This window comes from Bacteroidota bacterium, assembly GCA_016715945.1.
Classification (GTDB): domain Bacteria; phylum Bacteroidota; class Bacteroidia; order Bacteroidales; family F082; genus JALNZU01.
Genome location: JADJXJ010000003.1, coordinates 909426 through 934715, shown reverse-complemented (window position 1 = coordinate 934715; position 25290 = coordinate 909426). Strand labels below are relative to the sequence as shown.

The following is a 25290-nucleotide window of genomic DNA, read 5'->3' as shown; positions in this document are numbered from 1 at the left end:
AGTTTTTAGCGCGTTCGCCTTTTGGCGCGGGGTCTTTTTTTACATTTGTTATCCATGAATCCACCCACACCTTCCAGGATGCATATCCCTGAAAATCTGATCAAACTGTTTGTAAGCCTCACTGGCCGGCAGCCCGATCATGTGCAGCCGCTTGCCGAGGGAGGCTCGGCACGTCGTTATTTTCGCCTGTCGGCCGATGGACAAAGCTATATCGGCACCTTCAATCCGGTTGTGGCCGAAAACCTGGCTTTCCGGCACTACCTCCATGTGTTCAGGCAATACGGTCTGCCTGTGCCCGAACTGCTGCTGTTCGACAAATCAGCTACCTGTTATCTGCAGCAAGACCTGGGCGATGTGAGCCTGTATAAGCTTGTGCAACAAAATGGCGGCATGCAGCAGGCCCCCGAAAGCCTGATGGCTCATTTCCGGCAGGCGCTGGAGCATCTGTTGCACTTTCAGGTGGAGGCACACAAAAGCATCAACTACAGGAAGTTTGCTTTTGCAGGCAGCCGGTTCGACAAGGCCGCCATCCTCGATGATCTGAATTATTTCAGGTACTATTTTCTCCGGCTGCACCCATCGCTGAGGGTCAACGAGCGCCTGCTGATGCGCGATATGCAGCGTTTTGGGGCCATGTGTGCGGCTGCACCTTCCGGTTTTTTCATGTATCGCGACTTTCAGTCGCGCAACATCATGATTTTCAACGACTCCAACTATTATATTGATTTTCAGGGCGGCAGGCAGGGCGCTTTGCAATACGATGTGGTTTCGCTGCTCTGGCAGGCGATGGCAGGTTTTACGCAAGAACAGCGCGAAACGCTTCTCGATACATACAAAGCCGGGCTGGGCAGCCTGCAGCCCGAGGCCGCCGCAAGTTTCGACACCTACCTGCCGATGTTTGTGCACCTGAGGCAGATGCAGGTGCTCGGGGCCTACGGACTGCGAGGCCTGGTGCAACACAAGGTGCATTTTGTAAAGAGCATTGCTCCGGCCCTTAGGTCGGTGGCCCGCAATCTGCAGCACTATCCCCTGCCCGACAGGCTGCCTCACCTGCAGGCTGCCTTGCAGGGCCTGGAGTCGCTGCATGAGCTATATCCCATGCCGGAACAATCGCCCGAAAAACAGCTCACCGTGGAAGTATTCAGCTTCTCGTACCTGCAAGGGGGTCCTCCGCCCGACCACAGCGGGCATGGGGGCGGCTTTGTGTTCGACTGCCGCGCTTTGCCCAATCCCGGCAAGGAAGAGCGTTACCGGCCCCTCACCGGAAGAGATGCGGAAGTGGCTGAATATCTGAGCCAAAAAGAGGAAGTGCGGCAATTCCTCGAATTCACCGGCCAACTTTCGGAACAAGCCATCAGCAAATACCAGAGGCGCGGATTTACGCACCTGAGCATAGGTTTTGGCTGCACCGGCGGCCGGCACCGGTCGGTCTTCTGCGCTGAAACATTGGTCAGCCAGCTGCAGACAAAATATCCGGAAGTGCGTTTCAACCTGCGCCACCACAACATCAGCCTCTGAAGTGCCATGGGTAAGAAACGCTGCGAAAGCAAGAAAAAAAAGGAAGCGCAGGAAGGAAAATTTATCTGCCGTTCGTGCGGGCTGCAGTCGGACAAAAAGGACAAACTCTGCAAACCCGCCAGGCAATGAGTCACCATCCAAAAACGGCCATGATACTTGCGGCAGGACTGGGCACCCGGCTTGGCAGCCTCACTGCCTCCAAACCCAAAGCGCTGGTCGAAGTCCACGGCCGGAGCCTGCTCGAGATCAACCTCCGCAAACTGGAACGCCTGGGCTACGAACAGGTCATCATCAACACCCACCACCATCACGGGCAAATAGAGGCTTTTGTACGGAATTTCGACAGTGGGTTGCGCATCAGCCTGTCGCATGAACCCGGCCAGCCCCTCGAAACCGGTGGCGGGCTGCTGAAGGCCCTGCCGCTTGTGCCGGAAAATAACCACCTGCTCCTGCATAATGTGGACATCATCACCGATCTGGATGTCAACGCCTTGCACGACACCCTCATCAAGAGAGGCGCAGCTGCCGCGCTTGCCGTAAGTAAGCGCGAAACCTCCCGCATGCTGCTTTTCGACAAAGACGACTGCCTTGCCGGCTGGATCAACCTTCAGACAGGCGAGCAACTGTCGGTGAAAAACCGCCAGCCGGTGAAAACATTTGCTTTTTCGGGTATTTCGTGCATCGACCCGGTTTTCTTAGCCGGCCGGCCTGTGGAACGCATCTCGCTGGTGCAACTCCTGCTCAACATGGCTGATGCACACAACATAGTGGCTGTGAAGGCCGAAGCCTCCTATTGGTTCGACCTGGGCAAAGCCACCCAGCTCGCCGGGATAGAGGCTGCATTGAAAAACATTAACTTTTGAAAATGAGCCTGATAAAAAATATTTCCGGACTGCTGCTTCAACATGCGCCGCACGAGTTGAAAGACATCATGGTGGTATTTCCAAACCGCCGTGCGGGCTTGTTTCTGCGCCGCGAGCTGAGCCAGGCGCTGAAGCAACCGGCCTGGCTGCCCGAAATCCTCTCGCTTGAGGAAGCTTTGTCGCGCTGGAGCGGCTTTGCCCCTGCCGACAACCTGAGCATGATTGTGGAACTGATTCGTTTTCAGCTTGCTGAGGGTGGCCAGACGGGACATGAAGCAGCTGCTTTTGTGGGTTACGCCCGCCAGATGGTTGCCGATTTCGACGAGATTGATCACAGCCTGGCCCCGCCCGAGGCAGTGTTCAGCGCATTGAGCGAAGCCAAGGCCGCCGAAGTGTGGCACCCGGACGGCAGCCCCCTGAGCCATTACGAACAAGCTTACCTGCGCTTCTTCAACTCGCTCATCCATTACTACAGGCACCTTTACAACCGGCTCTCTGCCAATGGCTTGCTGTGGTCAGGAGCCATGGCCCGGCAACTCGCAGTGCTGTCAACGGAGGAATGGGAACGCCTGCTGCCTGATACAACCATCTGGTTTGCAGGCTTTAATGCACTCACCCCTGCCGAGGAAAAAATCATCACCACCCTGCATGGCATGGGCAAAGCCAAACTGTTCTGGGACCTCGACGAATATTACCTGCAGGCAGGGCCACAGGGTCAGCAGCTGGCCGGAACCTTTATGCGGCGGTTCATGAAAAAATATCCCGGTTTGGTGACCGACTGGATTGGCAACACCCTGGCAACCAAGCCCATGAATATAACTGTTATAGCGACCTCAGGTGCGGTGGCGCAAGCCAAAGCCCTGGGCACCATGCTGCGCAACCAGGCATTCGAATCCAACACTACTGAGCAGGCCATCGTGCTGGCCGACGAAAAACTGCTTGAGCCAGTGATCCAGTCGCTGCCGGAAGAAACCGGCGCTTTTAACATCACCATGGGTTATCCCCTGAGTCACACCCCATTGTTCCAACTGGCCGACAACCTGGCCCGCCTTGCTGTGCAGCCGAATTCCGGACAGCAGCAGGCCCTGCCATTGCTCCTGTTGCTCGACGTGCTCACCAGCCCGGCCATCAGCCGCAGCCTGACAGGCGCCACACGCAACGATTTGCTTACCCTTGTCCGACGAATGGCCTCCGACGGAAGCAACCTGGTGTATATCCACAGGCTGGAGCAGCATCTGGCCGACTTATCGGAAGAAACCTCCAGGCTGCTGCATAAGCTGCTCGAAATCAGGTCGTCCACAGCTTCAGCTTTGCCGGGAGCCATTGGCGACTGGCTGCGTGAAGCAGGCTTGCCCGACACAGGCGACGACCTGGCCGCAAACCAGTATTACGAGTTGATGAGGCTGCTCAATCACCTTGCCCTGGCGCTTCAGTCGGCTGGCCTCGAAGCCAGAGAAGCCGTGCCTGTGCTGCTGCGCCAGCTTGGTCAGCAGGCCCGCATCAAGCTGAGCGGCGAACCGTTGAGTGGCTTGCAGGTGATGGGCGTGCTCGAAACACGCAACTTAGCATTCAGACGCGTTCACCTGCTTTCGGCCAACGAAGGCAGCCTGCCCCCTGCAAGCTCCCACGGCTCGCTGATCCCGGCCGACATCCGCCGGGCATTCGGCCTGCCTATGCGTTCGGACAAGGACGCCATTGCCGCGTTTCACTTTTACCAGCTCCTGCAGCATGCCGACGAGCTCGTGTTTTATTACAGCACAGAACCTGATGCCCTGGGTGGTGGCGAGATGAGCCGCTTCCTGTTGCAAATCAGGCACGAGCTGATGAAAATCAACCCCAACATCAGCTGGCACGAAATCGCCTTCCAACCCCCGCTTCCGTCGGGAGCAGCCGGCATCACCATCGAAATACCCAAGAATGAAGCTGTGCTTCAGGCCATTGCGCAAAAAGCCGAAGCTGGAATCTCGCCTTCGGCCTTGAGCCGCTGGTTCAACTGCAGCCTGCAGTTTTACCTGGCCGACATCCTCAACATCCGCGAAAAAACCAGACCAGGCGAACCCCCGGGGCACAATGTCACAGGCACCATCATCCACCGCGCCATCGAATTGATTTACACGCCTTTTATGAACTCGTCGCTCAACGCCAAGGCCTTATCCGAACTAAAACATTCGATTGATCGGGCGGTGGATGAGGCATTTGCCGAAGTCTTGCCCGGTGTTTCCACCGGTTTTGGCCGAAACGCGCTCACCTATGCCATTGTGAAGACCATGGTGAGACGAGCCATTGAGGCAGACGAAGCTACTATTGCCAACTGTAAGGAAATCAAGCTTTTGCAACAGGAAAACCAGTTGGAAGCCACCATTGACGGGCCGGCCGGCACAATCAAAATCAAAGGCTACCCTGACCGCATCGACAAGACAGGCAGCATCGTCAGGGTGATTGACTACAAAACCGGGTCGGTAAAAGAAGATAAGCTGAAGCTCAAAGAACGGGAAGACCTGAAACAACCCGAGAGAAAATATGCCCTGCAGCTGGCATGCTATATGCTGATGACCCGCAAATCGTTGGCTTTCAACTACGAAAATACTTCTGTGGAGGGCTACATTCTGCCGCTCAAACTAAGCAAACCACAGGTTGTTCAGGCACAGCTTCCTTTTGATCCTGACCCGGAAATGGCTGAATTTGAAGAATTTCTGAGCGAGACTTTATCCGAAATGCTCAATCCGGATGTCCCGATTGCGCAAACCATGGACGAAAAACGCTGCAAAAACTGCACTTTCGTGCGCCTGTGCAACCGCGAAGCTATGGTATAAACATTGAATTGTGCCCTGAAACCAATTCTTTTTGCAATAAAAAAATCACGCTATAAGAAATCCTGTACCGTATATTTGTGCATCAAACCAACAAGTTTGCGGTTATGAGCGAGACACCAAAATTCAACATCCTGATTGTTGACGACCGGCCGGAGAATCTTCTTACGCTTGAAGGCATTCTGGAAAATGAGGACCTGAATATCCTGAAGGCACAATCGGGCAATGAAGCGCTTGCCCTGATGCTGGAGCACAACATCGCACTTGTGCTCATGGACGTACAGATGCCCGGCATGGATGGTTTTGAGGTTGCTGAGATTATGCGCAGCAACGAGCGCACAAAATATATCCCCATCATTTTTGTCACTGCCATCAGCAAGCAGCGTCAGCACATCTTCCGGGGATATGAAACAGGTGCGGTGGATTATTTGTACAAACCGCTCGACCTCGAAATCCTTCAGAGCAAAATCAGGGCTTTCATCCAGCTCTTTCAGCATAAAAACGCCCTGGAGGAGACCACCCGCAAACTCGAGAAGACCATCGATGAGCTCAATCAGGCCAAAAAAGCTGCAGAAGAAGCCACCAATGCCAAAAGCGCATTTCTGGCCACCATGAGCCACGAAATACGCACCCCGCTCAATGGCATCATTGGCATGGCCGATCTGGGCCTGATGGACAATACCCTGACGCCTGCCCAGCGCGAACGGCTGCTCGACATCCGCAACTCCGGCGAATCGCTGCTCGAAATCATCAACGAAATCCTCGACATCTCGAAAATTGAAGCCGATAAACTTGAGCTCGAAGAAATAGAGTTTTCGATACGCGAAGTGGTCGAGAAAATTGTCAACCTGCTCTCGGTGAAGATGCAGCAGGAAAACCTCGAGTTTGTGTGCGACATCAGTCCCGACCTGCCCGACATCCTCATTGGCGACCCGCTGCGCATCCGGCAGGTGCTCATCAACCTGATCAGCAATGCCATCAAGTTTACCGAAAGCGGCATGGTGCGCCTGAGCATTAAAATGCTCGACCACGTGGAAGAGCAGGTTAGCATTGAGTTTGCAGTCGAAGACACCGGCATTGGCATCCCCAAAGAAAAGCTGAGCCGCTTGTTCCAGTCGTTTACCCAGGTGGACACTTCCACCACGCGCACCCATGGAGGTACCGGTCTTGGCCTCACCATCAGCCAGAGACTGGTCAATATGATGGGCGGCAACATCACCGTGCAATCGGAGTTTGGCAAAGGAAGCATCTTCTCCTTCAAGCTCAATATGGTGACAGGAGAACAAAAAGAGGAACCCTGGAAGATTGTGCTGAAAAAACCCAATGCCGAATATATCGTGCTGGTACTCGAGGACCATCCCCACTCGGCCCAATCCATCCAGCACCTCCTCTCGGCCTGGGGCATCTCGCACGCCACTACCAAAGATGTGGAAGAAAGCCTCGACCTGCTCGAACAACAAAAGTTCGACATGGTGATGATTGATTATTTCCTCGAAGGCCATCAGGGCGACGAAGTGGCACAGCTCATCCTTCGCCTTTTGCCCGACGAAAAAAAACCTCATATCGTACTGCTGGCACCCAGCAAAGCCTCGGTGGATGTGCTCAGGGTGAAAAAGGAAATTCCTTTTGATTTTCTCACCAAACCCCTGTTGCAGCACAACCTGCGAAAGTATCTGCTGGAACATTTCGGTCCGGAGGAAGCCAGACCCCAGACTGCTGAAGCTCCGGCAGCGTCAGCGGACGCCGTGGCCCCTAAAGCAAAGCTCAATATTCTTGTAGCCGAAGACCAGGTGATCAACCGCAAAATCGTGGTACAGTTGCTTGAAAAGAAAGGATACAACGTCAAGGCCGTCGAAAACGGTCGCGAAGCCTTCGAGCACGCGGTTTCGCAACGTTACGACCTGATTCTCATGGACGTACAGATGCCTGAGATGGACGGTTTCGAAGCCACACAACACATCCGGAATTCCGAAAAAGACAAAAACTACCACACACCTATCGTAGCCATGACGGCCCACGCCATGAAAGGCGACCGTGAAAAATGTCTGGCGGCCGGCATGGATCACTACATCACCAAGCCCATCAATCCGGCCGAATTGTACGAAACTATCGAAAAATTCTCGCGCTGAGTGCCCATGATCAAGTTCAAACAAAAACCGCTGCCGGAAAACCTCGACTACAACACTGCAAGCACCTGGGACAAACTGCGTTACTCGCTCCGCTCGTGGCGATACATTGGCGTGGGCAAGTCGCTTCTGATCTGGTTTCTGGCCATTTCCATCATTCCGCTGGCCTCCATCAGTTTCATCAACTTCCTGAATGCCTACCACGGCCTGACCATCGTGGCCGAAAAGTCGCTCAATGCCACCTCCCAGCTCCGCAAAGCCTACCTCGACACTTTTTTCACTGAGATCATCGAATTTCTTGAGACCAACAGCAAACAGAAAGCCGACATCGAGCTGCTCGTCAATCTTTCGAACGAAGCGTCGAAGTTCGGTTCGCCCAAGGCCTTCGTCAGGTCCGACCGCTGGAGAGCACTCACCGAGCACCACCGCGACGAGTTCAAATATCTAGCCAACAAAAATGGCTTTTACGACATCTACTACATTGATGCACAGGGGAATATCCTCTACTCCCTGCGCGAAGAACAGGATATGGGCGAAAATGTTTTCAGCGGCCCGCTGCAGCAAACCAGGTTTGCCGCCTCTGCGCGCCAGTCGCTCGAAACCGGTCGCACCCTGTTTTCCGACCTCGAGTTTTATGCACCTTCGTACAATAAACTATCCGGCTTTTTTGTGCATCCTGTACGGGTGGACAACGGTAGGGTGATTGGACTGATTGCGTTGCAGGTCACCATGGACCGCATCAACCAGATCATCCGCCAGGAAGCAGGCTATGGCGAAACCGGCCAGGCCTACATTGTGGGCTCCGATGGCCTGCTGCGCACCGCACTGCGCTTTGGCAACCAGGACGAAATCATGAAAAAACGCATCGAAAACCAGAAGGTGAAAGACTGGATGTTTTTTCTGAGCAACCGCAACAATCCCGGGCTGCTGCGCGAAAAAGAACTCGACAAGGAAAAGGTTTCGACCTACGACAGCGACCTCAACGGAAAATATGTGCTGGGCATCTACCGCAACCTCGACCTGCTCGAAAAACTTGGGGCCAACTGGGCGCTTATCGAAGAAATTGAGCACTCCGAAGCCTTTGCCTACGCCCGTAAACTTTCCGACATCGTCAAAATTACGTTCATCATCACCATCGTCCTGGTTTTCTTTACCTCGATTCTGGTCACCCGATGGTTTGTCAACCCCATCAAGCAGCTATCCTCCTGGGCCAAACAAGTGGCTGTGGGTCAGCTGGATACCAAAAACATAAAAGCGCCGAACAACGAGATAGGCGAAATGGTGCAAACCTTCACCAACCTTGTGCAGGCCTTGCAAAAATATGCCAGGGTAGCCCGGTTGATGGCCATAGGCGACTATTCGGAAAAAGTGGATGTGCGCAGCGAAGAAGACGTGCTGGCCAACTCGATGAATACCATGGTGGAAAGCTTTAAGCAGGTAGTGGAGCAGGCCAACCGCATTGCCAAAGGCGACTTCAGTGTGAACATCACGCCACGCAGCGAAAAAGATACGCTCAACATTGCCCTGTTCGAGATGACGCGCATGCTGGCCATCAATGCCGAAGAAAACCGCAACCAGGATTGGCTCAAGACCGGCATCAACCTGCTCGATTCGGCCATGAGCGGCAACCAGACTGTGGAAGAGCTCAGCAGCAAAGTGCTCGAAATGCTTAGCCCTTATGTAGGCGCCCATGCTGCAGCCCTCCATATTCCGGGACAGGAAGCTGGCGTATTCGAATTAAAGTCGGTTTATGGCCTCGGTGCAGACTTTAAAATTAAGCACCAGACCATTCAAACCGGCGTGGGACTGGCAGGCAAGGTAGCCGAGACCTTGCAGGCCTGTGTGGTGAACACCCAGACTGAAGAACCGTTTGAAATCCATACCGGCAGCGGCACCATAAACGCGCGCGAGCTCTACATCATGCCGCTAGTGCATGAAAAACAGGTGGTTGGCCTGCTCGAACTGGCCTCGCTGAACCATTTCGGAGAGTTGCAGAAAAAATTCCTGTCCATGGCATCGGCCAACATCGCCCTGGGAATCCGTACTGCAATGGCCAACGAGAAAGTGCGCGAACTGCTGCGACAGACGCAGGAACAGGCCAACGAACTGGCCGTGCAGCAAGAAGAGTTGCGCCAGATGAATGAAGAATTGCAGGAACAAACCGCAGCCCTGCGCCTGTCGGAAGAAAACCTGCAGGCTCAGCAGGAAGAGCTGCGTGTGACCAACGAAGAACTCGAAGAGCGCACGCGTGCACTGGAACTGCAACGCGAGATACTGAAACAGAAAAACAAAGAGCTCGAGGAAGCACGGGCCGAGATAGAGCGCAAAGCCCGCGACCTGGAACAAGCCTCGCGCTACAAATCGGAGTTCCTGGCCAATATGTCGCACGAGCTGCGCACACCTCTCAACAGCATTTTGGTACTCTCGCAACTACTGGCCGAAAACAAGAAAAACCACCTCGACGCCAAAGAGCTCGAATATGCCCGAACCATCCACAGCTCCGGGGCCGACCTGCTCGAACTCATCAACGAAATACTCGACCTGAGCAAGGTGGAAGCCGGACGCATTGACCTGTTTATCGAAAACCTGTACATCGACGATGTGGCAGAATACATCCGCAAAACCTTCGGCCCACTGGCCGAGAAAAAAGGCCTGGAGCTCTTTGTAAATATTGCTGCCAATGTGCCCAAACAGGTGCGCACCGACCCGCAACGTGTGATGCAGATTCTTAAGAATCTGTTTTCCAACGCCATAAAATTCACCCACAAAGGCAGCGTCTCGCTCAATATCTACCAGCCCGCACCAGGACAGCTCCCCCGACACAGCCTGCTCGACCCTGCCAGCACCATAGCTTTTTCAGTGGCTGATACGGGCATTGGCATAGCCCCCGACAAGCTGGAAGTCATTTTCGAGGCATTCCGCCAGGCCGATGGCACTACCAGCCGAAAATACGGAGGCACCGGTCTCGGACTCAGCATCAGCAAGGCATTCACCGAACTTCTCGGAGGTGAACTTGGCGTGGAAAGCAAGGAAGGACAGGGCACGACATTCACGTTATTCCTGCCCACAGAGTTTTCGCAAAAGGAAAAAGCAAAATCAGAAACTGAAGCTGCCATAGCAGACAAGCCGGCAGAAACCTCACCGGCGCAGCCCGAAAACAATCCTGAACCCGCCCCTGCACCAACAACCAGCAAAGACGGCAACTTCCGCACCGATAATGTGAGCCAGGCCAATGACGACCGCAATTCGATAGGTGAGGGCGACAGGGTGCTGCTGATCATCGAAGACGATCCGCGTTTTGCCTCGCTCTTGAGCGACCTGGCACACGAACACCAGTTTAAAACGCTGGTGGCAGGCGATGGGGAATCGGGATTGCATTTTGCCGATTACTACAAACCCTCGGCCATCATCCTCGACGTGGGTCTGCCGGGCATCGACGGATATGAAGTGATCGACCGGCTGAAGAAAAACCCGCGCACCCGGCACATTCCCGTACATTTTATCTCGGCCTCCGACAAAAGCCTCGAAGCCTTGCGCAAAGGCGCCATAGGCTATCTCCAGAAACCTGTGGACCCCGATTCGCTTCAAAAAGCCTTCGACCGCATCGAGAGCATCGTCTCAGGTCAGCACCGCAGGCTGTTGGTGGTGGAAGATGAAGAACTTACCCGCAAGAGCATCGTCGGACTCATGTCGGGCGAAGATGTGCAGATCGAAGCCGTGGAATCGGGCGAGGAGGCACTGAAACTGCTTCAGACCGAAACCTTCGATTGCCTCATTCTCGACCTTGGGCTCCAGGGTATGAGCGGATTCGAGCTGCTCGACCACATCAAAAAAGACCCTAAGATAAGCCAGCTGCCGGTTGTGGTTTATACCAGCAAAGAACTGAGCAAAGACGAAGACATGATGCTGCAGCGCTATGCCGACAGCATCATCCTCAAGGGCGCCCGCTCGTTTGAACGCCTGCTGGCCGAAACCACCCTGTTCCTGCATCAGGTGCAGGAAAAACTGCCCGAGAAAAAACAGGAAATCCTCCGCAAAATACACGAGCGCGAAGACGTGCTTAGCGGCAAAACCGTGCTGATTGTGGACGACGACATGCGCAATGTATTTGCACTGACCAGCTTGCTCGACAATTACGGCATCAAAACCGTCATAGCCAAAAACGGTCGCGAAGGCATCGAAAAACTCAAAAACAATCCAGGCATCGACCTGGTGCTGATGGACATCATGATGCCCGAGATGGACGGCTACGAAGCCATGCGGCAGATCCGCAAGGATGTGCGCTATCAGCGGCTACCCCTCATCGCCCTGACCGCCAAAGCCATGAAAGACGATCGCGAAAAGGTGATGGCCGCCGGCGCCAACGAATACCTCACCAAACCCTTCGACACCGAAAAGCTGCTGTCGCTGCTAAGGGTATGGCTTTATAAATGATACGCTTGCAACCCGGGATGAGCCAGGCCGAAAACACAAAAGAACAGCATGAACTATTCAAGCAGGACCTCGAAATCAGGCTCCTGCTCGAGGCCATCGCGCAGGTATATGGCTATGATTTCCGTGGCTACAACCAGGCACATGTGCGCAGGCGCATCCTCAACCGGGTGAACACGCTGGGGCTGAAAAGCGTTTCGCAATTGCAGCACAAACTGCTTCACGAAGAACATTTTATCGAAATCCTGCTCCGCGACCTGTCGATCAATGTCACAGAAATGTTTCGCGATCCGGGCTTCTACAACAGTATGCGAAAAGAAGTGGTGCCCGTGCTCAGAACCTATCCCTATATCAAAGTCTGGCATGCAGGCTGCTCCACAGGCGAAGAAGTTTACAGTTTTGCCATCCTGCTGCAGGAGGAAGGCTTGCTCAACCGGGCACAGATTTATGCCACCGACTTCAATCCCGTTGTGCTCGAAACAGCACGAAAAGGCATCTACCCGGTGAGCCGCATCAAGGAATACACCCAGAACTATCAGGCCTCAGGCGGCCTTTGCTCGTTTTCCGACTATTACATTGCCCGCTACGACTCGGTCATCATGGACCAGAGCCTGAGGAAAAACATTGTTTTCGCCGAACACAACCTGGTCACCGACAATGTGTTTGCCGAGGTACACATCATCATCTGCCGCAATGTCCTGATCTACTTCAACAAAGAATTGCAGAACAGGGTGTTGAAACTTTTCACCGAAAGTCTTGTCAAGGGAGGATTCCTCGGGCTGGGTTCAAAGGAAACCATTATGTTTACCGATGTGGCTGATGCATATATGGTGGTTGATGGCAACGAAAAGATTTACAAAAAGAAAATCCTGCTGGGGATCTGATGGCAAAAATTTCAAAGACCAGATATGCTGCCGTGGCTGTGGGCACATCGGCAGGCGGAATGAAAGCCCTGAAACAGATGATTGAGGCCCTCTCCCCCGCTTTCGGGCTGCCCATGTTTGTGGTTCAGCACCTCAGCCCGCAATCCGACAGCTTCCTGCCCCGCTACCTGAGCCAGTTCACGCATCTTAAGGTCAAAGAAGCTGATCCGAACGAGCCTGTGAAACCAGGACATGTGTACACCGCACCGCCTAACTACCATATGCTCGTGGAGCGCGATCGGAGCATCCTGCTCAGCGTGGACGAAAAAGTCAACTTTGCACGTCCTTCCATCGACGTGATGTTCGAGAGTGCGGCCTGGACCTACCAGCAAAGGCTCATCGGCATTCTGCTTACAGGGGCCAACAACGACGGTGCCAGGGGCATGTGTACCATCAAGTCGCTGGGCGGACTCACCATTGCCCAATCGCCCGATGAAGCAGAGGTGCCGGCCATGCCCGAATCGGCCATCAACCTGGGCTGCGCCTCTATGGTGCTAACCATCAAAGAGATAGCAAGCTTTCTGAATGCGATTGCTGCCTGAACGCGACTTCTGACAGGAAATTGATCCTGGTTGCAGCTAAAGTTCCTCAACCCACTCCAGGTCCACATATACCGGAAGGTGGTCGGCAAAACCACCCAGATATGTCGGTCCCATATAAGTGCGGAAGATTTTATTTCCGAGGTAGCGCTCGTCGTCCTGAAGCAGAAAATCTGAGGCAAAGATGCGGGCGCTGCCGGCCTGGTAACGCAACCCCCGGCCGGGGTTGAGCAGGCCCTGGCTGACGATAACCATATCAAATATTTGCCAGCTGTGCTGGTGTTTCAGGGTGCCCTCATGCCCAAGATGTTTGTTGTGGGCAAAAAGGTTGACCAGGTCGGTGCTGCTGGTGGTCTTGCCTGGAGGGAGCGCCCGCAGGTGCAGCAGCAGGCTTTCGTCGGTCGGGGTGTCGTTAAAATCGCCCATCATCAGCAGCTTGGCTTCGGCATGGCGTGCCAGGATGCTGTCGGCCTGATGCCTGAGCACCGAGGCAGCAAGAAAACGCCGCTCCACCGATTCAATCTGGCCACCGTAGCGCGAAGGCCAGTGGTTCACAAACACATGCAAGGTATCGGCATCGCCCACCAGAAAGGTGGCCCGCAAAATGTCGCGGGTTTTGAAATTCGGATCAGTCTGGTCAACGACCGGAATGGCCCAGCTGCTCAGCAACCTGAGGTGGTCAGGACGATAGATCAGGGCCGCATCAATGCCTCTGCGGTCGGGCGATTCGTAGTGGATGATGCGGTAACGCGCCTGACGCAGGGGCGTGTTCTGGGTGAGCTCGCGCAAAACACGCTCATTTTCCACCTCGCAAAAGCCTATGATATGCGGCAGGTCACCCTCACCAATGGCTACCAGAGTTTTGAAAACATTGTTGCGCTTGGCTGTGAAGCGGCTGTAAGTCCAGCGCTGCTCGCCTTCGGGGGTGAAGGCGTTGTAATCGCGTGTGCTGTCAACTTCCACATCAAAGAAGTTTTCAACATTCCAGAACATCACCCGCATGCTGCGCGGCTGGGCAAATGCCGAAAAGCCCGCAAACAACAAGGCCACCATCGACAGCCCGATGATTTTTCCGCCCGTGATGCGCCACGATTTTGTCATGAAAAAACCAAATTATCCGGTATCCACGCCAAATGTAAGCCATTTTGGGGCTTTTTACTAAGTTTGTCCCTGTAATCACAAAAAACGCCAAAAATGCCTGTCAAAAAAAGTCTTTGTAACTATCTGGATCATAATGTTTTACAAAAAAGTTGAAAAAAAGTCGAAAATTTTAGATGCGATTTTAACATCGAGTGGTACTAATGGGTGAACAAAAAGGAAAATTCAGCGATGATGAGATCCTCAATGGCATCAGGGTACACGATCGGGATGTGCTGGAACACCTTTACAAGGAAGTATTTCCTTTAGTGAGTTCGGTACTTTCCGACGAAGGTTGTACGGATGATGATGTTTGGGATGTATTCCAGGAAACGCTCGGGGCAATTTACAGCAAACTTGTCGCAGGCGATGGTCCGATGAAGCTGAACTCCTCGTTCACAACGTTCTTTGTTGCGGTTAGTAAACATGTCTGGCACAAGCACCTGCGCAGAATGCAGGCGGACAAGCGGTATCATGACGAGCAACGATCGCTGATGAAGACCGTGGAGCTCGACCAAATGGAAGATCACATACGCGACAGCATCCGCCTGAGGCTGATGTGGCGCAACTTTGGCAAACTGAAGCCCGAGTGCCGCCAGCTCATCGAAGGCATCGCCAAAGGACTGGGGGCCTCCGAATTGATGAACTTCAGCCCGCTTAGCTCGCGTCAGGCATTTTACAACAAGCGCCGCATCTGCATCGAGAGATTAATTCAACTAATTAAAAATGATCCAGATTACTTTATTTTCAAAGACTATGAAAAACCTTGACAGAATTGAGCGTTACGTAAACCACGAGATGGACGAAGACGTACTGTGGGAGTTCAAAAAAGAGCTTGAAAATAATCCGCAACTTGCACAGGAGCTTGCAATAGTGCGCGGTTTAAAGCTAACTTCGCAGTCGGCTGACAATCTCAAACTTATGGGTATCATGGAAGAAATCCGACAGCAAAACCAGCCTGCGAAACAACGCAGCCTGGTTAGCCGGCGCACCCTCGCATATGCTGCGAGCCTGCTGCTGCTCGCCACGCTCGGAATCTTGCTTTGGCAAAATGTTTTTTCCAACAGGCATCATCACAAACTATATGCTGCCTATTATCAGCCCGAGCCTGTATCGTTTGCTGTCCGATCGACCACGATGGGAAGCGACCAGCCCGTGATGCTGGGACTGAACTACTTTGAGCAAGGCAACTTTGCCAAAGCCATCGAAAGCTTCAACCAGTCGCCCGGCAATGCCATGGGCAAGCTTTACAACGGGCTGGCCAATATGGAGCTGGGAAATTTCGAACAGGCCATCGCTCAGTTCAAAAGTATATTGGCCGGACAGGACAACCTATTTACCGACCAGGCCGCATGGTACCTGAGCATGTGTTATCTGAAAACAAACAAAACAAAAGAGCTCGAAAGCATGCTCCGCCAGATTGCCTCCGGCCGGAGCATTTATAAGACCAAGGCCCAGAAACTGATGAAAGAGCTGGGAATGCACGAAACCGACTAAAGCGGGCGATAAAGCATAATTTTTTCAGGGCCGGCAACCAATTCAAGCCGGCCTTTTTTATGCCCAAAACTCCAATATGCACCCCGAACGGCACGTCTATTACCTATCGGTATTTTCTTAATTTTGTCACCAAACCATATTTCTGATGGACAAACCACCCCGCCCCTCGCGCAATGAGGTGTTTCTCAACTACAAAATATGGCTATCGGGCATCACCGGGCACGGCAGGGTATCGGCCGAAGCATTCGCGCTGCTCGAACAAACAGCCATCTCCGGTCGCCTGACGCAGGCCGCCGAAGCCCTGGGTATCAGCTACCGCAAAGCATGGGGACTGATCAAAGAAGCAGAGGAGATCCTGGGCTACCCCCTGCTCGACACCCAGCGCGGGGGAAAAGATGGCGGCAACTCGAGCCTGACACCCGCTGCCCTCAAACTGCTCGAAGCCTACCATGCCCTGCAGCAAAAATTTGACCAGCAGGTCGAACAAGCCTATCAGGAATTTCTGGCAAAGATATCCAGTCAATGAACTGTTTATTTTCAATCCGAAAACAACTTCATGCATTAGACATAAATTGCGGCGACCAGACCGTTTAATACACATATCTCTGTAAATCTGCTTGTTAACCAATTTTATCAGCCATTTAAACCCAAAAAAACATATTATCTTATGACCAACCAGACAACGCTTAGCGGACTTTGTCCCAAATGCGACATCCGGCCGGCCCTGGAGAGGCTTGGCATCAAAGCTATGAACCATGGCGCCAGCGATGGCCTGCAGTGGATAGAAACCAGGGGCGAAGAGCTGAAAAGCTTTGCCAGCTGCGATGGCAGGCACATCGCTTCGGTGCGGCAGGCCCAATGGGACGATTATGAAAACATCATGGAGAAAGCGCAGAAAGCCTTTGCATACTGGCGCATGGTACCGGCACCCCGCCGGGGCGAGATTGTGCGGCAAATGGGCGAGGCTTTCCGCCGGCACAAGGAAGACCTCGGACGCCTGGTGAGTTACGAAATGGGTAAAATCTACCAGGAAGGTCTGGGCGAAGTACAGGAAATGATCGACATTGCCGACTTTTCGTTGGGTATCTCGCGGCAGCTTTACGGATTTACCATGCACAGCGAGCGGCCGCGGCACCGCATGTACGAGCAATATCATCCCCTTGGCGTGGTCGGGGTAATCACCGCCTTCAACTTTCCGGTGGCCGTTTGGGCCTGGAACGCCATGATCGCGCTGGTAACCGGCAATGTGGTGGTGTGGAAGCCTTCATCCAAAGTCCCGCTATGTGCCGTGGCCATTCACAACATCATCCGGGAGGTGCTGGTGGCCAATCAGGTGCCGGCGGGCGTGGTTAACCTGGTCATCGGTAGCAGCAAACATATAGGCGACAATTTTCTGGCCGACAAGCGCCTGCCGCTCATCAGCTGCACCGGAAGCGTGGCCGTCGGACGCCGTGTGGCGCGCATTGTGGGCGAACGTCTTGGCAAAAGCCTGCTCGAGCTGGGCGGCAACAATGCCATCATCGTGAGCAACAAAGCCAACCTCGATCTGGCAATCCGCGCCACAGTTTTCGGCGCGGTGGGTACGGCCGGACAAAGGTGCACCACCACCCGCAGACTCATTATCCACGAAGAGATTTACGACACTTTCGTGCAACGGCTCATCAATGCGTACAAACAAGTGAAGATCGGTTGCCCCCTCGACCCTGAAGTGCTGATGGGACCGCTCATCGACCGCAGTGCCGTTGAAGCTTACCTGCATGCCCTGGAGCAACTCGGCAAAGAAGGCGGACGCATTCTCTTTGGTGGCAGGGTACTCGAAGGACCAGGTTATGAATCAGGTTGTTACGTAGAACCTGTGCTGGCCGAAGCCGAAAACCACTTCAAAATTGTACAGGAAGAAACCTTTGCACCCATCCTCTACCTTATGAAGTATAAAACCATTGAGGAAGCCATTGCCATGAACAATGGTGTACCGCAAGGGCTGTCGTCCTCCATCTTCAGTACCGACATCATGGAAACCGAGCAATTTCTCTCGCACGAAGGTTCCGACTGTGGCATTGCCAACGTGAATATCGGGACTTCGGGAGCCGAGATAGGCGGGGCTTTCGGAGGTGAGAAAGAAACCGGAGGCGGGCGCGAGTCGGGCAGCGATGCCTGGAAGTTTTACATGCGCCGGCAGACCAACACCATCAACTGGAGCACCGACCTGCCTTTTGCGCAAGGCATTAAATTTGTAATCTGACAAACCGAACCCATTTAATAAATGACTAATATTCAGGTATTTCGCGAGCAGATCGAAAAAGGCTACGCCTGCAAGGGCGATTATCTGGTGCTGGGTGGAGCCATGATTGACCATCAGGCAGTGGATGGCCTGCAGGTGAAAGCCCCCCTGCGCATGTTCAACAGGCATGGGTTGGTGGCCGGCGCCACAGGAACAGGTAAATCGAAAACCCTGCAGATGATTTCGGAGGGGCTTTCGGACCAGGGTGTATCGGTGCTGCTCATGGACATCAAAGGCGATATGAGCGGGCTGGCCATGCCGGGCAACCCGCATACCCGCATCGAAGAACGCCACCAAAAAATTGGCAAAACATGGCAGCCCTCGGCCTACCCCGTTGAGCTTCTCACCATCTCGCACGAACCAGGCGCCCGCATGCGTGCCACCATCAGCGAGTTCGGGCCGGTTTTGCTGAGCAAGATGCTCGAGCTCAACGACAACCAGCAAGGCCTGGTGGCACTGGCTTTCAAGTTTGCCGACGACCGTGGCCTGCCACTGCTCGACATCAAAGACTTTCGCGCTGTGCTTCAGTATATTGCAGGCGAAGGGAAAGACGAAGTGCAGAAAAACTACGGTTTGGTGAGCAGCGCCTCGGTGGGTGCCGTTATGCGCAAGCTGCTCGAGCTGGAACAACAAGGCGCCGAGCTCTTTTTCGGCGAACCCAGCTTTGAGGTGGACGACCTGGTGCGTCTCGACCCACAAGGCCGCGGCTACATCAACATCCTCCGCCTGGTGGACATTCAGACCAGGCCAAAGCTCTTTTCTACCTTCATGCTAGCCTTGCTGGCTGAGATTTATGAAAAGTATCCTGAAAGGGGCGACGTGGAACGCCCGGAGCTGGTAATCTTCATCGACGAAGCCCACCTGATATTCAACGAGGCTTCCAAGGCCCTGCTCAGCCAGATCGAAACAATCATCAAGCTCATCCGCTCCAAAGGTGTAGGCATCTTTTTCTGCACCCAGGTGCCCTCGGATGTGCCCAATATCATCCTGAGTCAGCTGGGAATGAAGGTGCAACACTCCCTGCGCGCTTTTACTGCCAAAGACCGCAAGGACATCAAACTGGCAGCCGAAAACTACCCCGTCTCGGAGTTTTATAAGACCGATGAACTGCTCACCTCGCTGGGCACAGGAGAAGCCATGGTGAGTGTGCTCAACGAAAAAGGCAATCCCAGTCCGCTGGTGCACTGCCTGATGTGCGCCCCGCAGTCGCGCATGGATGTGCTGAACCCGGATGAGATTCAGCAGTTGTTGCGCCGTAGCCAGCTGGTGTCGAAATACAACACCACCATCGATCGCAACAGTGCATTTGAAATGCTTCAGCGCAAGTTGGAACAGAGTAGCGATCAGGCGCCTTCAGGCACTTCCGGCCGCAGCGGCCCGGGCAGCCAGCGTCGCGAGCCAAGCACCTTTGAAACGGTGATGAAAAGCCCGGTTACCACCACCATCATCCGCGAGGTCACCCGCGGACTGCTGGGGGTGCTGGGCATCAAAACCACCACCCGCCGGACTTCCACACGAAGGCGATAACCTGACGGAGGTCGTTCACTTTGGCCGGAGCGCCTTTAGCTGAAAGCCCTGTGGCAAGCCTTTGGCTCAGATTACTTTTGCCGCCCAAATAGTCGCAATGATCATCCACACCTACGCCGGGGAGCTTGCAGCTTTGCTCGTGGCAGTCTTCTGGACCATTACCGCACTCTCGTTTGAGGTAGCCACCAAACGCATCGGTTCGCTGCCCGTCAACATCAGCAGGCTGCTGTTTGGCTTTTTATTCCTTACGGCATTTACCACCTTAAAACGGGGAATGCCCCTGCCACTCGATGCCGGCAGCCAGCAATGGATATTTCTGAGTCTTTCGGGACTGGTGGGCTTTGTGTTTGGCGATTACTTTCTTTTTGCCAGCTACAGGCTGATCAGCTCACGTATCGCCATGCTCATCATGACTTTTGTGCCTCCGGTCACAGCCTTTCTGGGCTGGATATTTCTTGGCGAACGGATGAGTTTGCAACATCTGGCCGGAATGACGCTGACAGTGTCGGGCATCGCCATCACCATCATCAGCCGGCCCAACGGGGGCAGGATGCAACTTCGCTATCCCGCCAAAGGGATTCTGTTTGCATTTTTCGGCGTACTTGGTCAGGCCGGAGGACTGGTGCTGAGCAAGATAGGCATGCAGGAATACGACCCGTTTGCCTCAACACAGATCCGCATCATCACAGGTTTTGTGGGTTTTCTGGCTATCATTGTTTTCACCGGGCGTACGCAGCAGATTTGGCGCAGCCTCAACGACCGTATAGCACTGGCCGGCATCACCACGGGTTCATTCTTCGGGCCGTTTCTGGGGGTATCGTTCTCCCTTGTGGCCATTCAGCACACCAGCACGGGCATAGCCTCAACCCTGATGGCCATAGTGCCCATCCTCATCATCCCTCCTTCGGCACTCATCATGAAACAGAAGATCCGGCTTTTCGACTACCTGGGCGCAATGATCAGCGTGGCTGGCGTGGTGCTCTTCTTCGTCTGAAAAGTCAGGCGCCGTTAACCGGAAAAAAACATCCGAAAATCAGTCAAGCTCATCACCTATGCCGGTAATGGCTAATTTTACAAGCCAATCAAAAACCAAAACCGATCCTATCATGCAAAGATTTATCAGAATTTTTGTTCCGGCACTTGCTTTATGGTTTGGGCTTGCCCGGCCGGCAATTGCCCAGGAAGCCGAACAGAAAGCACCTAAAGGCTATGTGTTCACCCCTGTAAAAGAAATTCCGCACACCCCTGTGGCCAACCAGTTCCGTTCGGGCACTTGCTGGAGCTTTTCCGGACAGGCTCTGCTCGAAGCCGAGATATTGCGCACCAAAGGAAAAACGGTCGATCTGTCGGAAATGTTTGTAGTCAGGCATGCCTATTCGGAAAAAGCAAAAAAATATGTGAGGCTTCAGGGCCACCTGAACATGGCGGCCGGTGGAGGATTCAGCGACGTGATGATGGTAGCAGCCAATTACGGTATGATGCCCGAGCAGGCTTACACCGGTCTGGTGATTGGCGAAGACAAACACGTGCACGGCGAAATGGATGAAGTGTTCAAAGCCTACGTGGATGCGGTGATCAAAAACAAAAACCGCAAACTGACTCCCGTGTGGCACCAGGGTTTCGAGGCCCTGCTCGATACCTACCTGGGTAAATTACCGGCCAGCTTCAGCTGGGAAGGCAAAACCTACGATGCCAAAAGCTTTGCCAAAGAAATGGGAATCAAACCCGAGGATTATATCGAACTCACCTCCTACACCCATCATCCTTTCTATCAGCCTTTTGCTGTTGAGATACCCGACAACTGGATGTGGAGCATGTGCTACAACCTGCCCATGGACGAATTGATGCAGGTGTTGGATCATGCAATCGACAAAGGATACACCGTTGCCTGGGCAGCCGATGTGAGCGAAAAAGGCTTTTCGTGGAAAAACGGCCTGGCTGTGGTGCCTGCGGAAGAACGCTCCGACCTGAGCGGCACCGAAAAAGAACGCTGGGAAGCCCTTACCCCGGCCGAAAGGCAGAAAGCACTCTTCAGTTTCGAACAAGTGGTGCCCGAGAAAAAAATTACACAGGAGATGCGCCAGACTACCTTCGACAACTACGAAACCACCGATGACCACGGCATGCTCATCGTGGGGACAGTCACCGACCAGAACGGCAACAAGTATTACAAGGTGAAAAACTCCTGGGGCACAGAAGAACACATCTACAACGGCTATCTCTATGCATCCGTGCCTTACGTTCAACTTAAAACCATAAGCATCATGGTGCACCGCGATGCCATTCCGAAAGCCCTTTTGAAAAAGCTCAACCTTTAAAAAAACTTAAAGTTTCAAAAGGGAGCCACGCGGCTCCCTTTTGCTTTTCCACGACTTTGGGGGTTTTGGTTACTTTTGCCAAAACTCCAACACACAGTAAATATGTCATTGTACAGTATTTTTGAGCACACCCATTCTGGTCTCCGCTGGGTTCTAATTCTTCTTTTCGTCCTGACAATCTACCGCCTTTTCGTCGAAGCATTTAGAGGAAGCTACAGCCCTAAAACGCTGCAATTTGGAAAGTTTACCGTCATTGTGGCCCACATCCAGGTATTGATCGGCCTGGTACTTTACTTTTTCCTGAGCCCAAAGGTACATTTCGACCCGGAAGCCATGAAAAGCACCTTCCTGCGATTTTATCTTGTTGAACATATCAGCATGATGCTGATTGCGGTCATTTTGCTTACCATCGCATGGGTGAAAGGAAAAAAGAAAGAAGCACATCAAAAAAGAGCCAGATATTTGTTCACCTGGTTTGTGGTTGCTTTCGTCATCATATTGGCAGCAATTCCTTGGCCATTCCGAACCGCATTGGGTGGCGGATGGTTTTAATGTGAAAAATTCTTTCGAATTTTACACCTGTTTTTCAAACCTTTATCACCACATCTCATGGAACAGCATTACGGTTTTCTCAGGTCAGTTCTGGTGCTGATTGCAGTCGGCATCTGGGTGCTCGTGCTTCAGAATGCAGGCCTGGTGCCCCAGATCAAACCCACACAAGTAACAACAAATCAAGCTCTTGAGGTAAAAGGGGTAGTCGAGGTTGAAAACACTGTATTCATTAAGGGTCGCGTGGATGCCAACATTGAATCAATCAACGGGCATGCAAAGTTTTACAAAGATCCACGAACCGGAGAGTATTACGTGCTGCCTGTGACCGATCCTTACCAATAAACATAAATGATTGAATAGCAGCATGTTAGATCCGCTGCGCAATATCATGAAGCGCTTCGACTCCGCGTGGGACGAGCGTTCAAATTTCAGGAAGCTTGAGCGCTACGGTGTGGTATTGCTTTATCTCATACTTGCGGGATTGTTTGCAGCTATCGTGCTCAGGCACTGAAAGTTTATCTATTACACACGAAATTTCGGGCCGTATTAGGTAAAAAATATTAGTTTCGCTTCACAGGTAAATCGATTTAGAGAATTAACCAAAACAATGAACAGATGAAAAAAAACTTTACGCTGATTTTTTCATTGCTGATGGCCATTGGGACTCATGCACAAGTGATGCTCTCCGAGAACTTCAGCAGCGGTACTTTCCCGCCAGCAGGCTGGACTGTATCCGGCCAGAACACCAACTGGCGCATCTCGCAGACGGCCAATGCCGGAGGCGTTGCACCGGAGGGACGATTGAACTGGAGTCCGCAGTTTAATACCCTGACGAGGCTGATCTCTCCCGCAATTAATTTGACGGGCCAAACCAAGGTTGCGCTGCGTTTAAAGCACAAGGTGGATCACTATTCGTCCAATTTCCAGATTGGCGTGAGCACCAGAGCCAACGCCACCGCCACATGGAATAACGTTTGGACACAAACCGTTACTGCAGATATCCCCGCCCAGGAAAGGCTGATTATCATTGAAAACAGCGATGTGAACAGTGATGCCTTTCAGTTCTCAATTTTCTTCTCGGGCAACAGCTACAATATCGACGACTGGTGGTTCGACGATTTCGAACTCTTTGTTCCCGCACAGGTGGATGGCGGTCTGGCCTCACAGAATATACCCACATATTTCTTTGGAGAGAAGACCATACAGGGCACGGTAATCAACTTTGGCCTTGATCCCATTACCAGCTATAAGGTGAACTGGTCGCTCAACGATGGAGAAGTATTCACCACCGATGTCGCAGGCCTGAACATCGCTACCGGACAATCGCACAACTTCACTGCACAACAGACACTCAATCCGCCTGCGGGCGACCATGTGTTTAAAATCTGGATCTCGCATGTAAACGGACAACAACCCGATGGCAATCCCGCCAACGACATGATCACCAAAAACATCGGTGTTGCCACCCAAAGCCTGCAAAGGCGTCCGCTTTTCGAAGAGTTTACAAGTTCAACCTGTGCCCCTTGTGCTTCATTCAACAACAGCATTTTCAATCCCTTTGTGAATCAGAATGGACAAAACATTGCCCTAATCAAATACCAGATGAACTGGCCGGGCAGTGGCGACCCCTATTACACCGCTGAAGGCGGGGTGCGCCGCACTTACTATGCAGTGAATGCTGTGCCTATGCTGTTTGTCGAAGGCAAAAATGTGGCCACAAGTGCAGCTGCTGTGAATACAGCCTACCAGGCAGGCATGGCCGACCCGGCTTTCGTAAAGATTGAAGCTACCCACGAAATTCAAGGCACTTTCTTTAACGCCAATGTGCAGATTACACCTTACGTCAACCTCAACAACGCAACCATGCATGTGGTGATTGTTGAAAAGCTGACTACCGGAAACGTGGCTTCGAATGGCGAAACCTCCTTCAAGCATGTGATGATGAAAATGTGGCCCAACGCCAGCGGCACCACCCAGAATTTTGCCGCCGGCCAGACAGCCACTTTCAACATCAGCCAGAATATGGCGGGCACATTTGTTGAGGAAATGAACGACCTGGTGGCAGTAGTTTTCCTGCAGGACAACAGCAACAAATATGTGTTCCAGGCTGCCTACACCCTCGACGCCAGCCAGGTGGCTGCCACTGTGAGCTTCGATCCTGTAGCCGGCAGCACAGGCATTCCCACAAACAGCCAGCTGCATATTCACTACAATATGCCGATCGCTTTTATTGGTGGCATCCCCATCACCAACGACAATGTGGCCGCCATCATCACCCTCAAGCAGCAAAACGGACCCAACTTCCCCTTTACTGCTACTATCAACGACGAGAAAACCACCATCACCGTGACACCCACCGGGCTGCTGAACAGCTATACATGGTACGAACTGAGCATCGAAGCCGTACAGAACAACTATGGTGTGATTACCCCCGGAGCTTCTAACAATTTTGAAACAGGTATGCATGTGGGCATTGGTGAACAGTTTACCACGCTGGCGGGCATTTATCCCAACCCTGCCAACGACAACATCACCCTGCGCTATTACCTGAGCGAAAGCAGCAATGTGCAGATTCAGATTCTGGATCTGAGCGGCAAGCTGGTTCAGCAGATAGCTCATCGTACACAAGCCGCCGGCGAACACATGCAGCAAATCAACATCAGCCAGATGCCTGCGGGCGTTTACCTGGTCAGAATGCAAACACCTACGTTCGTGCAAACAGAAAGGCTTATTGTGAAATAACATACCTTAACTCATTCAAACAGGCT

The 25290-nt window shown here is 53.0% G+C and carries 19 protein-coding genes; 18 read left to right on the top strand and 1 reads right to left on the bottom strand.

Going from position 1 to position 25290, the window contains the following annotated elements; translation table 11 throughout:
* The first annotated feature begins 54 nt into the window (after positions 1 to 54).
* The 7 genes from IPM52_14380 (at position 55) to IPM52_14350 (ending at position 13213) form a co-directional block, all read left to right on the top strand.
* Positions 55 to 1518 carry a phosphotransferase gene (locus IPM52_14380; protein MBK9292792.1) on the top strand — a complete coding sequence of 488 codons (1464 nt, stop codon included), beginning with the start codon at positions 55 to 57 and terminating at the stop codon, positions 1516 to 1518.
* A 125-nt stretch (positions 1519 to 1643) separates the two neighbouring features.
* Positions 1644 to 2381, top strand: coding sequence for an NTP transferase domain-containing protein (locus IPM52_14375; GenBank protein MBK9292791.1), 738 nt, complete (start codon positions 1644 to 1646; stop codon positions 2379 to 2381).
* A gap of 2 nt (positions 2382 to 2383) precedes the next feature.
* Positions 2384 to 5194 (top strand): PD-(D/E)XK nuclease family protein, encoded by a 2811-nt coding sequence (locus IPM52_14370; GenBank protein ID MBK9292790.1) that lies wholly within the window; start codon positions 2384 to 2386, stop codon positions 5192 to 5194.
* Positions 5195 to 5298: 104 nt separating this feature from the next.
* Positions 5299 to 7320, top strand: coding sequence for a response regulator (locus IPM52_14365; protein MBK9292789.1), 2022 nt, complete (start codon positions 5299 to 5301; stop codon positions 7318 to 7320).
* 6 nt (positions 7321 to 7326) lie between these two features.
* Complete coding sequence (locus tag IPM52_14360) at positions 7327 to 11751, top strand: response regulator (protein ID MBK9292788.1); 4425 nt, start codon at positions 7327 to 7329, stop codon at positions 11749 to 11751.
* A 17-nt stretch (positions 11752 to 11768) separates the two neighbouring features.
* Positions 11769 to 12632, top strand: a complete 864-nt coding sequence (locus IPM52_14355; GenBank protein ID MBK9292787.1) for a protein-glutamate O-methyltransferase CheR — start codon at positions 11769 to 11771, stop codon at positions 12630 to 12632.
* On the top strand, positions 12632 to 13213 hold the full coding sequence (locus IPM52_14350; protein ID MBK9292786.1) for a chemotaxis protein CheB: 582 nt from the start codon (positions 12632 to 12634) through the stop codon (positions 13211 to 13213). Before IPM52_14355 ends, IPM52_14350 begins: the two co-directional genes overlap by 1 nt.
* A gap of 36 nt (positions 13214 to 13249) precedes the next feature.
* On the opposite strand, the gene IPM52_14345 is transcribed toward IPM52_14350, so the two are convergent.
* On the bottom strand, positions 13250 to 14311 hold the full coding sequence (locus IPM52_14345; GenBank protein ID MBK9292785.1) for an endonuclease: 1062 nt from the start codon (positions 14309 to 14311) through the stop codon (positions 13250 to 13252).
* 200 nt (positions 14312 to 14511) lie between these two features.
* Between IPM52_14345 and IPM52_14340 the strand changes: the two genes are divergently transcribed.
* The 11 genes from IPM52_14340 (at position 14512) to IPM52_14290 (ending at position 25264) form a co-directional block, all read left to right on the top strand.
* Complete coding sequence (locus tag IPM52_14340; GenBank protein ID MBK9292784.1) at positions 14512 to 15117, top strand: sigma-70 family RNA polymerase sigma factor; 606 nt, start codon at positions 14512 to 14514, stop codon at positions 15115 to 15117.
* The gene (locus IPM52_14335; protein MBK9292783.1) at positions 15104 to 15844 is read left to right on the top strand and encodes a tetratricopeptide repeat protein; all 741 of its coding nucleotides are present in this window, start codon (positions 15104 to 15106) and stop codon (positions 15842 to 15844) included. Before IPM52_14340 ends, IPM52_14335 begins: the two co-directional genes overlap by 14 nt.
* 145 nt (positions 15845 to 15989) lie before the next feature.
* A complete protein-coding gene (locus tag IPM52_14330; protein ID MBK9292782.1) occupies positions 15990 to 16370 on the top strand; it encodes a LysR family transcriptional regulator in 381 nt (126 codons plus the stop codon).
* 141 nt (positions 16371 to 16511) lie between these two features.
* Positions 16512 to 18086, top strand: coding sequence for an aldehyde dehydrogenase family protein (locus IPM52_14325; GenBank protein ID MBK9292781.1), 1575 nt, complete (start codon positions 16512 to 16514; stop codon positions 18084 to 18086).
* 21 nt (positions 18087 to 18107) lie between these two features.
* Entirely contained in the window at positions 18108 to 19652 is a 1545-nt protein-coding gene (locus IPM52_14320) for a DUF853 family protein (protein MBK9292780.1), read from the top strand.
* A 97-nt stretch (positions 19653 to 19749) separates the two neighbouring features.
* Positions 19750 to 20646, top strand: a complete 897-nt coding sequence (locus IPM52_14315) for a DMT family transporter (protein MBK9292779.1) — start codon at positions 19750 to 19752, stop codon at positions 20644 to 20646.
* A 112-nt stretch (positions 20647 to 20758) separates the two neighbouring features.
* Positions 20759 to 21970 carry an aminopeptidase gene (locus tag IPM52_14310; protein ID MBK9292778.1) on the top strand — a complete coding sequence of 404 codons (1212 nt, stop codon included), beginning with the start codon at positions 20759 to 20761 and terminating at the stop codon, positions 21968 to 21970.
* Between the two features lie 102 nt (positions 21971 to 22072).
* Entirely contained in the window at positions 22073 to 22522 is a 450-nt protein-coding gene (locus IPM52_14305; GenBank protein ID MBK9292777.1) for a cytochrome B, read from the top strand.
* A 57-nt stretch (positions 22523 to 22579) separates the two neighbouring features.
* Positions 22580 to 22864, top strand: a complete 285-nt coding sequence (locus IPM52_14300) for a hypothetical protein (GenBank protein MBK9292776.1) — start codon at positions 22580 to 22582, stop codon at positions 22862 to 22864.
* 22 nt (positions 22865 to 22886) lie between these two features.
* On the top strand, positions 22887 to 23033 hold the full coding sequence (locus IPM52_14295) for a hypothetical protein (protein MBK9292775.1): 147 nt from the start codon (positions 22887 to 22889) through the stop codon (positions 23031 to 23033).
* Between the two features lie 104 nt (positions 23034 to 23137).
* Positions 23138 to 25264, top strand: coding sequence for a T9SS type A sorting domain-containing protein (locus IPM52_14290; GenBank protein ID MBK9292774.1), 2127 nt, complete (start codon positions 23138 to 23140; stop codon positions 25262 to 25264).
* Positions 25265 to 25290 lie beyond the last annotated feature (26 nt).

What these genes read in the sequence shown, in the direction of transcription:
- IPM52_14380 (MBK9292792.1), top strand. Translation starts at nt 55, where the DNA reads ATGAATCCACCCACACCTTCCAGGATGCATATCCCTGAAAATCTGATC.
- IPM52_14305 (MBK9292777.1), top strand. Translation starts at nt 22,073, where the DNA reads ATGTCATTGTACAGTATTTTTGAGCACACCCATTCTGGTCTCCGCTGG.
- IPM52_14340 (MBK9292784.1), top strand. Translation starts at nt 14,512, where the DNA reads ATGGGTGAACAAAAAGGAAAATTCAGCGATGATGAGATCCTCAATGGC.
- IPM52_14360 (MBK9292788.1), top strand. Translation starts at nt 7,327, where the DNA reads ATGATCAAGTTCAAACAAAAACCGCTGCCGGAAAACCTCGACTACAAC.
- IPM52_14335 (MBK9292783.1), top strand. Translation starts at nt 15,104, where the DNA reads ATGAAAAACCTTGACAGAATTGAGCGTTACGTAAACCACGAGATGGAC.
- IPM52_14300 (MBK9292776.1), top strand. Translation starts at nt 22,580, where the DNA reads ATGGAACAGCATTACGGTTTTCTCAGGTCAGTTCTGGTGCTGATTGCA.
- IPM52_14295 (MBK9292775.1), top strand. Translation starts at nt 22,887, where the DNA reads ATGTTAGATCCGCTGCGCAATATCATGAAGCGCTTCGACTCCGCGTGG.
- IPM52_14330 (MBK9292782.1), top strand. Translation starts at nt 15,990, where the DNA reads ATGGACAAACCACCCCGCCCCTCGCGCAATGAGGTGTTTCTCAACTAC.
- IPM52_14345 (MBK9292785.1), bottom strand. Translation starts at nt 14,311, where the DNA reads ATGACAAAATCGTGGCGCATCACGGGCGGAAAAATCATCGGGCTGTCG.
- IPM52_14310 (MBK9292778.1), top strand. Translation starts at nt 20,759, where the DNA reads ATGCAAAGATTTATCAGAATTTTTGTTCCGGCACTTGCTTTATGGTTT.
- IPM52_14320 (MBK9292780.1), top strand. Translation starts at nt 18,108, where the DNA reads ATGACTAATATTCAGGTATTTCGCGAGCAGATCGAAAAAGGCTACGCC.
- IPM52_14315 (MBK9292779.1), top strand. Translation starts at nt 19,750, where the DNA reads ATGATCATCCACACCTACGCCGGGGAGCTTGCAGCTTTGCTCGTGGCA.
- IPM52_14365 (MBK9292789.1), top strand. Translation starts at nt 5,299, where the DNA reads ATGAGCGAGACACCAAAATTCAACATCCTGATTGTTGACGACCGGCCG.
- IPM52_14350 (MBK9292786.1), top strand. Translation starts at nt 12,632, where the DNA reads ATGGCAAAAATTTCAAAGACCAGATATGCTGCCGTGGCTGTGGGCACA.
- IPM52_14355 (MBK9292787.1), top strand. Translation starts at nt 11,769, where the DNA reads ATGAGCCAGGCCGAAAACACAAAAGAACAGCATGAACTATTCAAGCAG.
- IPM52_14325 (MBK9292781.1), top strand. Translation starts at nt 16,512, where the DNA reads ATGACCAACCAGACAACGCTTAGCGGACTTTGTCCCAAATGCGACATC.
- IPM52_14370 (MBK9292790.1), top strand. Translation starts at nt 2,384, where the DNA reads ATGAGCCTGATAAAAAATATTTCCGGACTGCTGCTTCAACATGCGCCG.
- IPM52_14290 (MBK9292774.1), top strand. Translation starts at nt 23,138, where the DNA reads ATGAAAAAAAACTTTACGCTGATTTTTTCATTGCTGATGGCCATTGGG.
- IPM52_14375 (MBK9292791.1), top strand. Translation starts at nt 1,644, where the DNA reads ATGAGTCACCATCCAAAAACGGCCATGATACTTGCGGCAGGACTGGGC.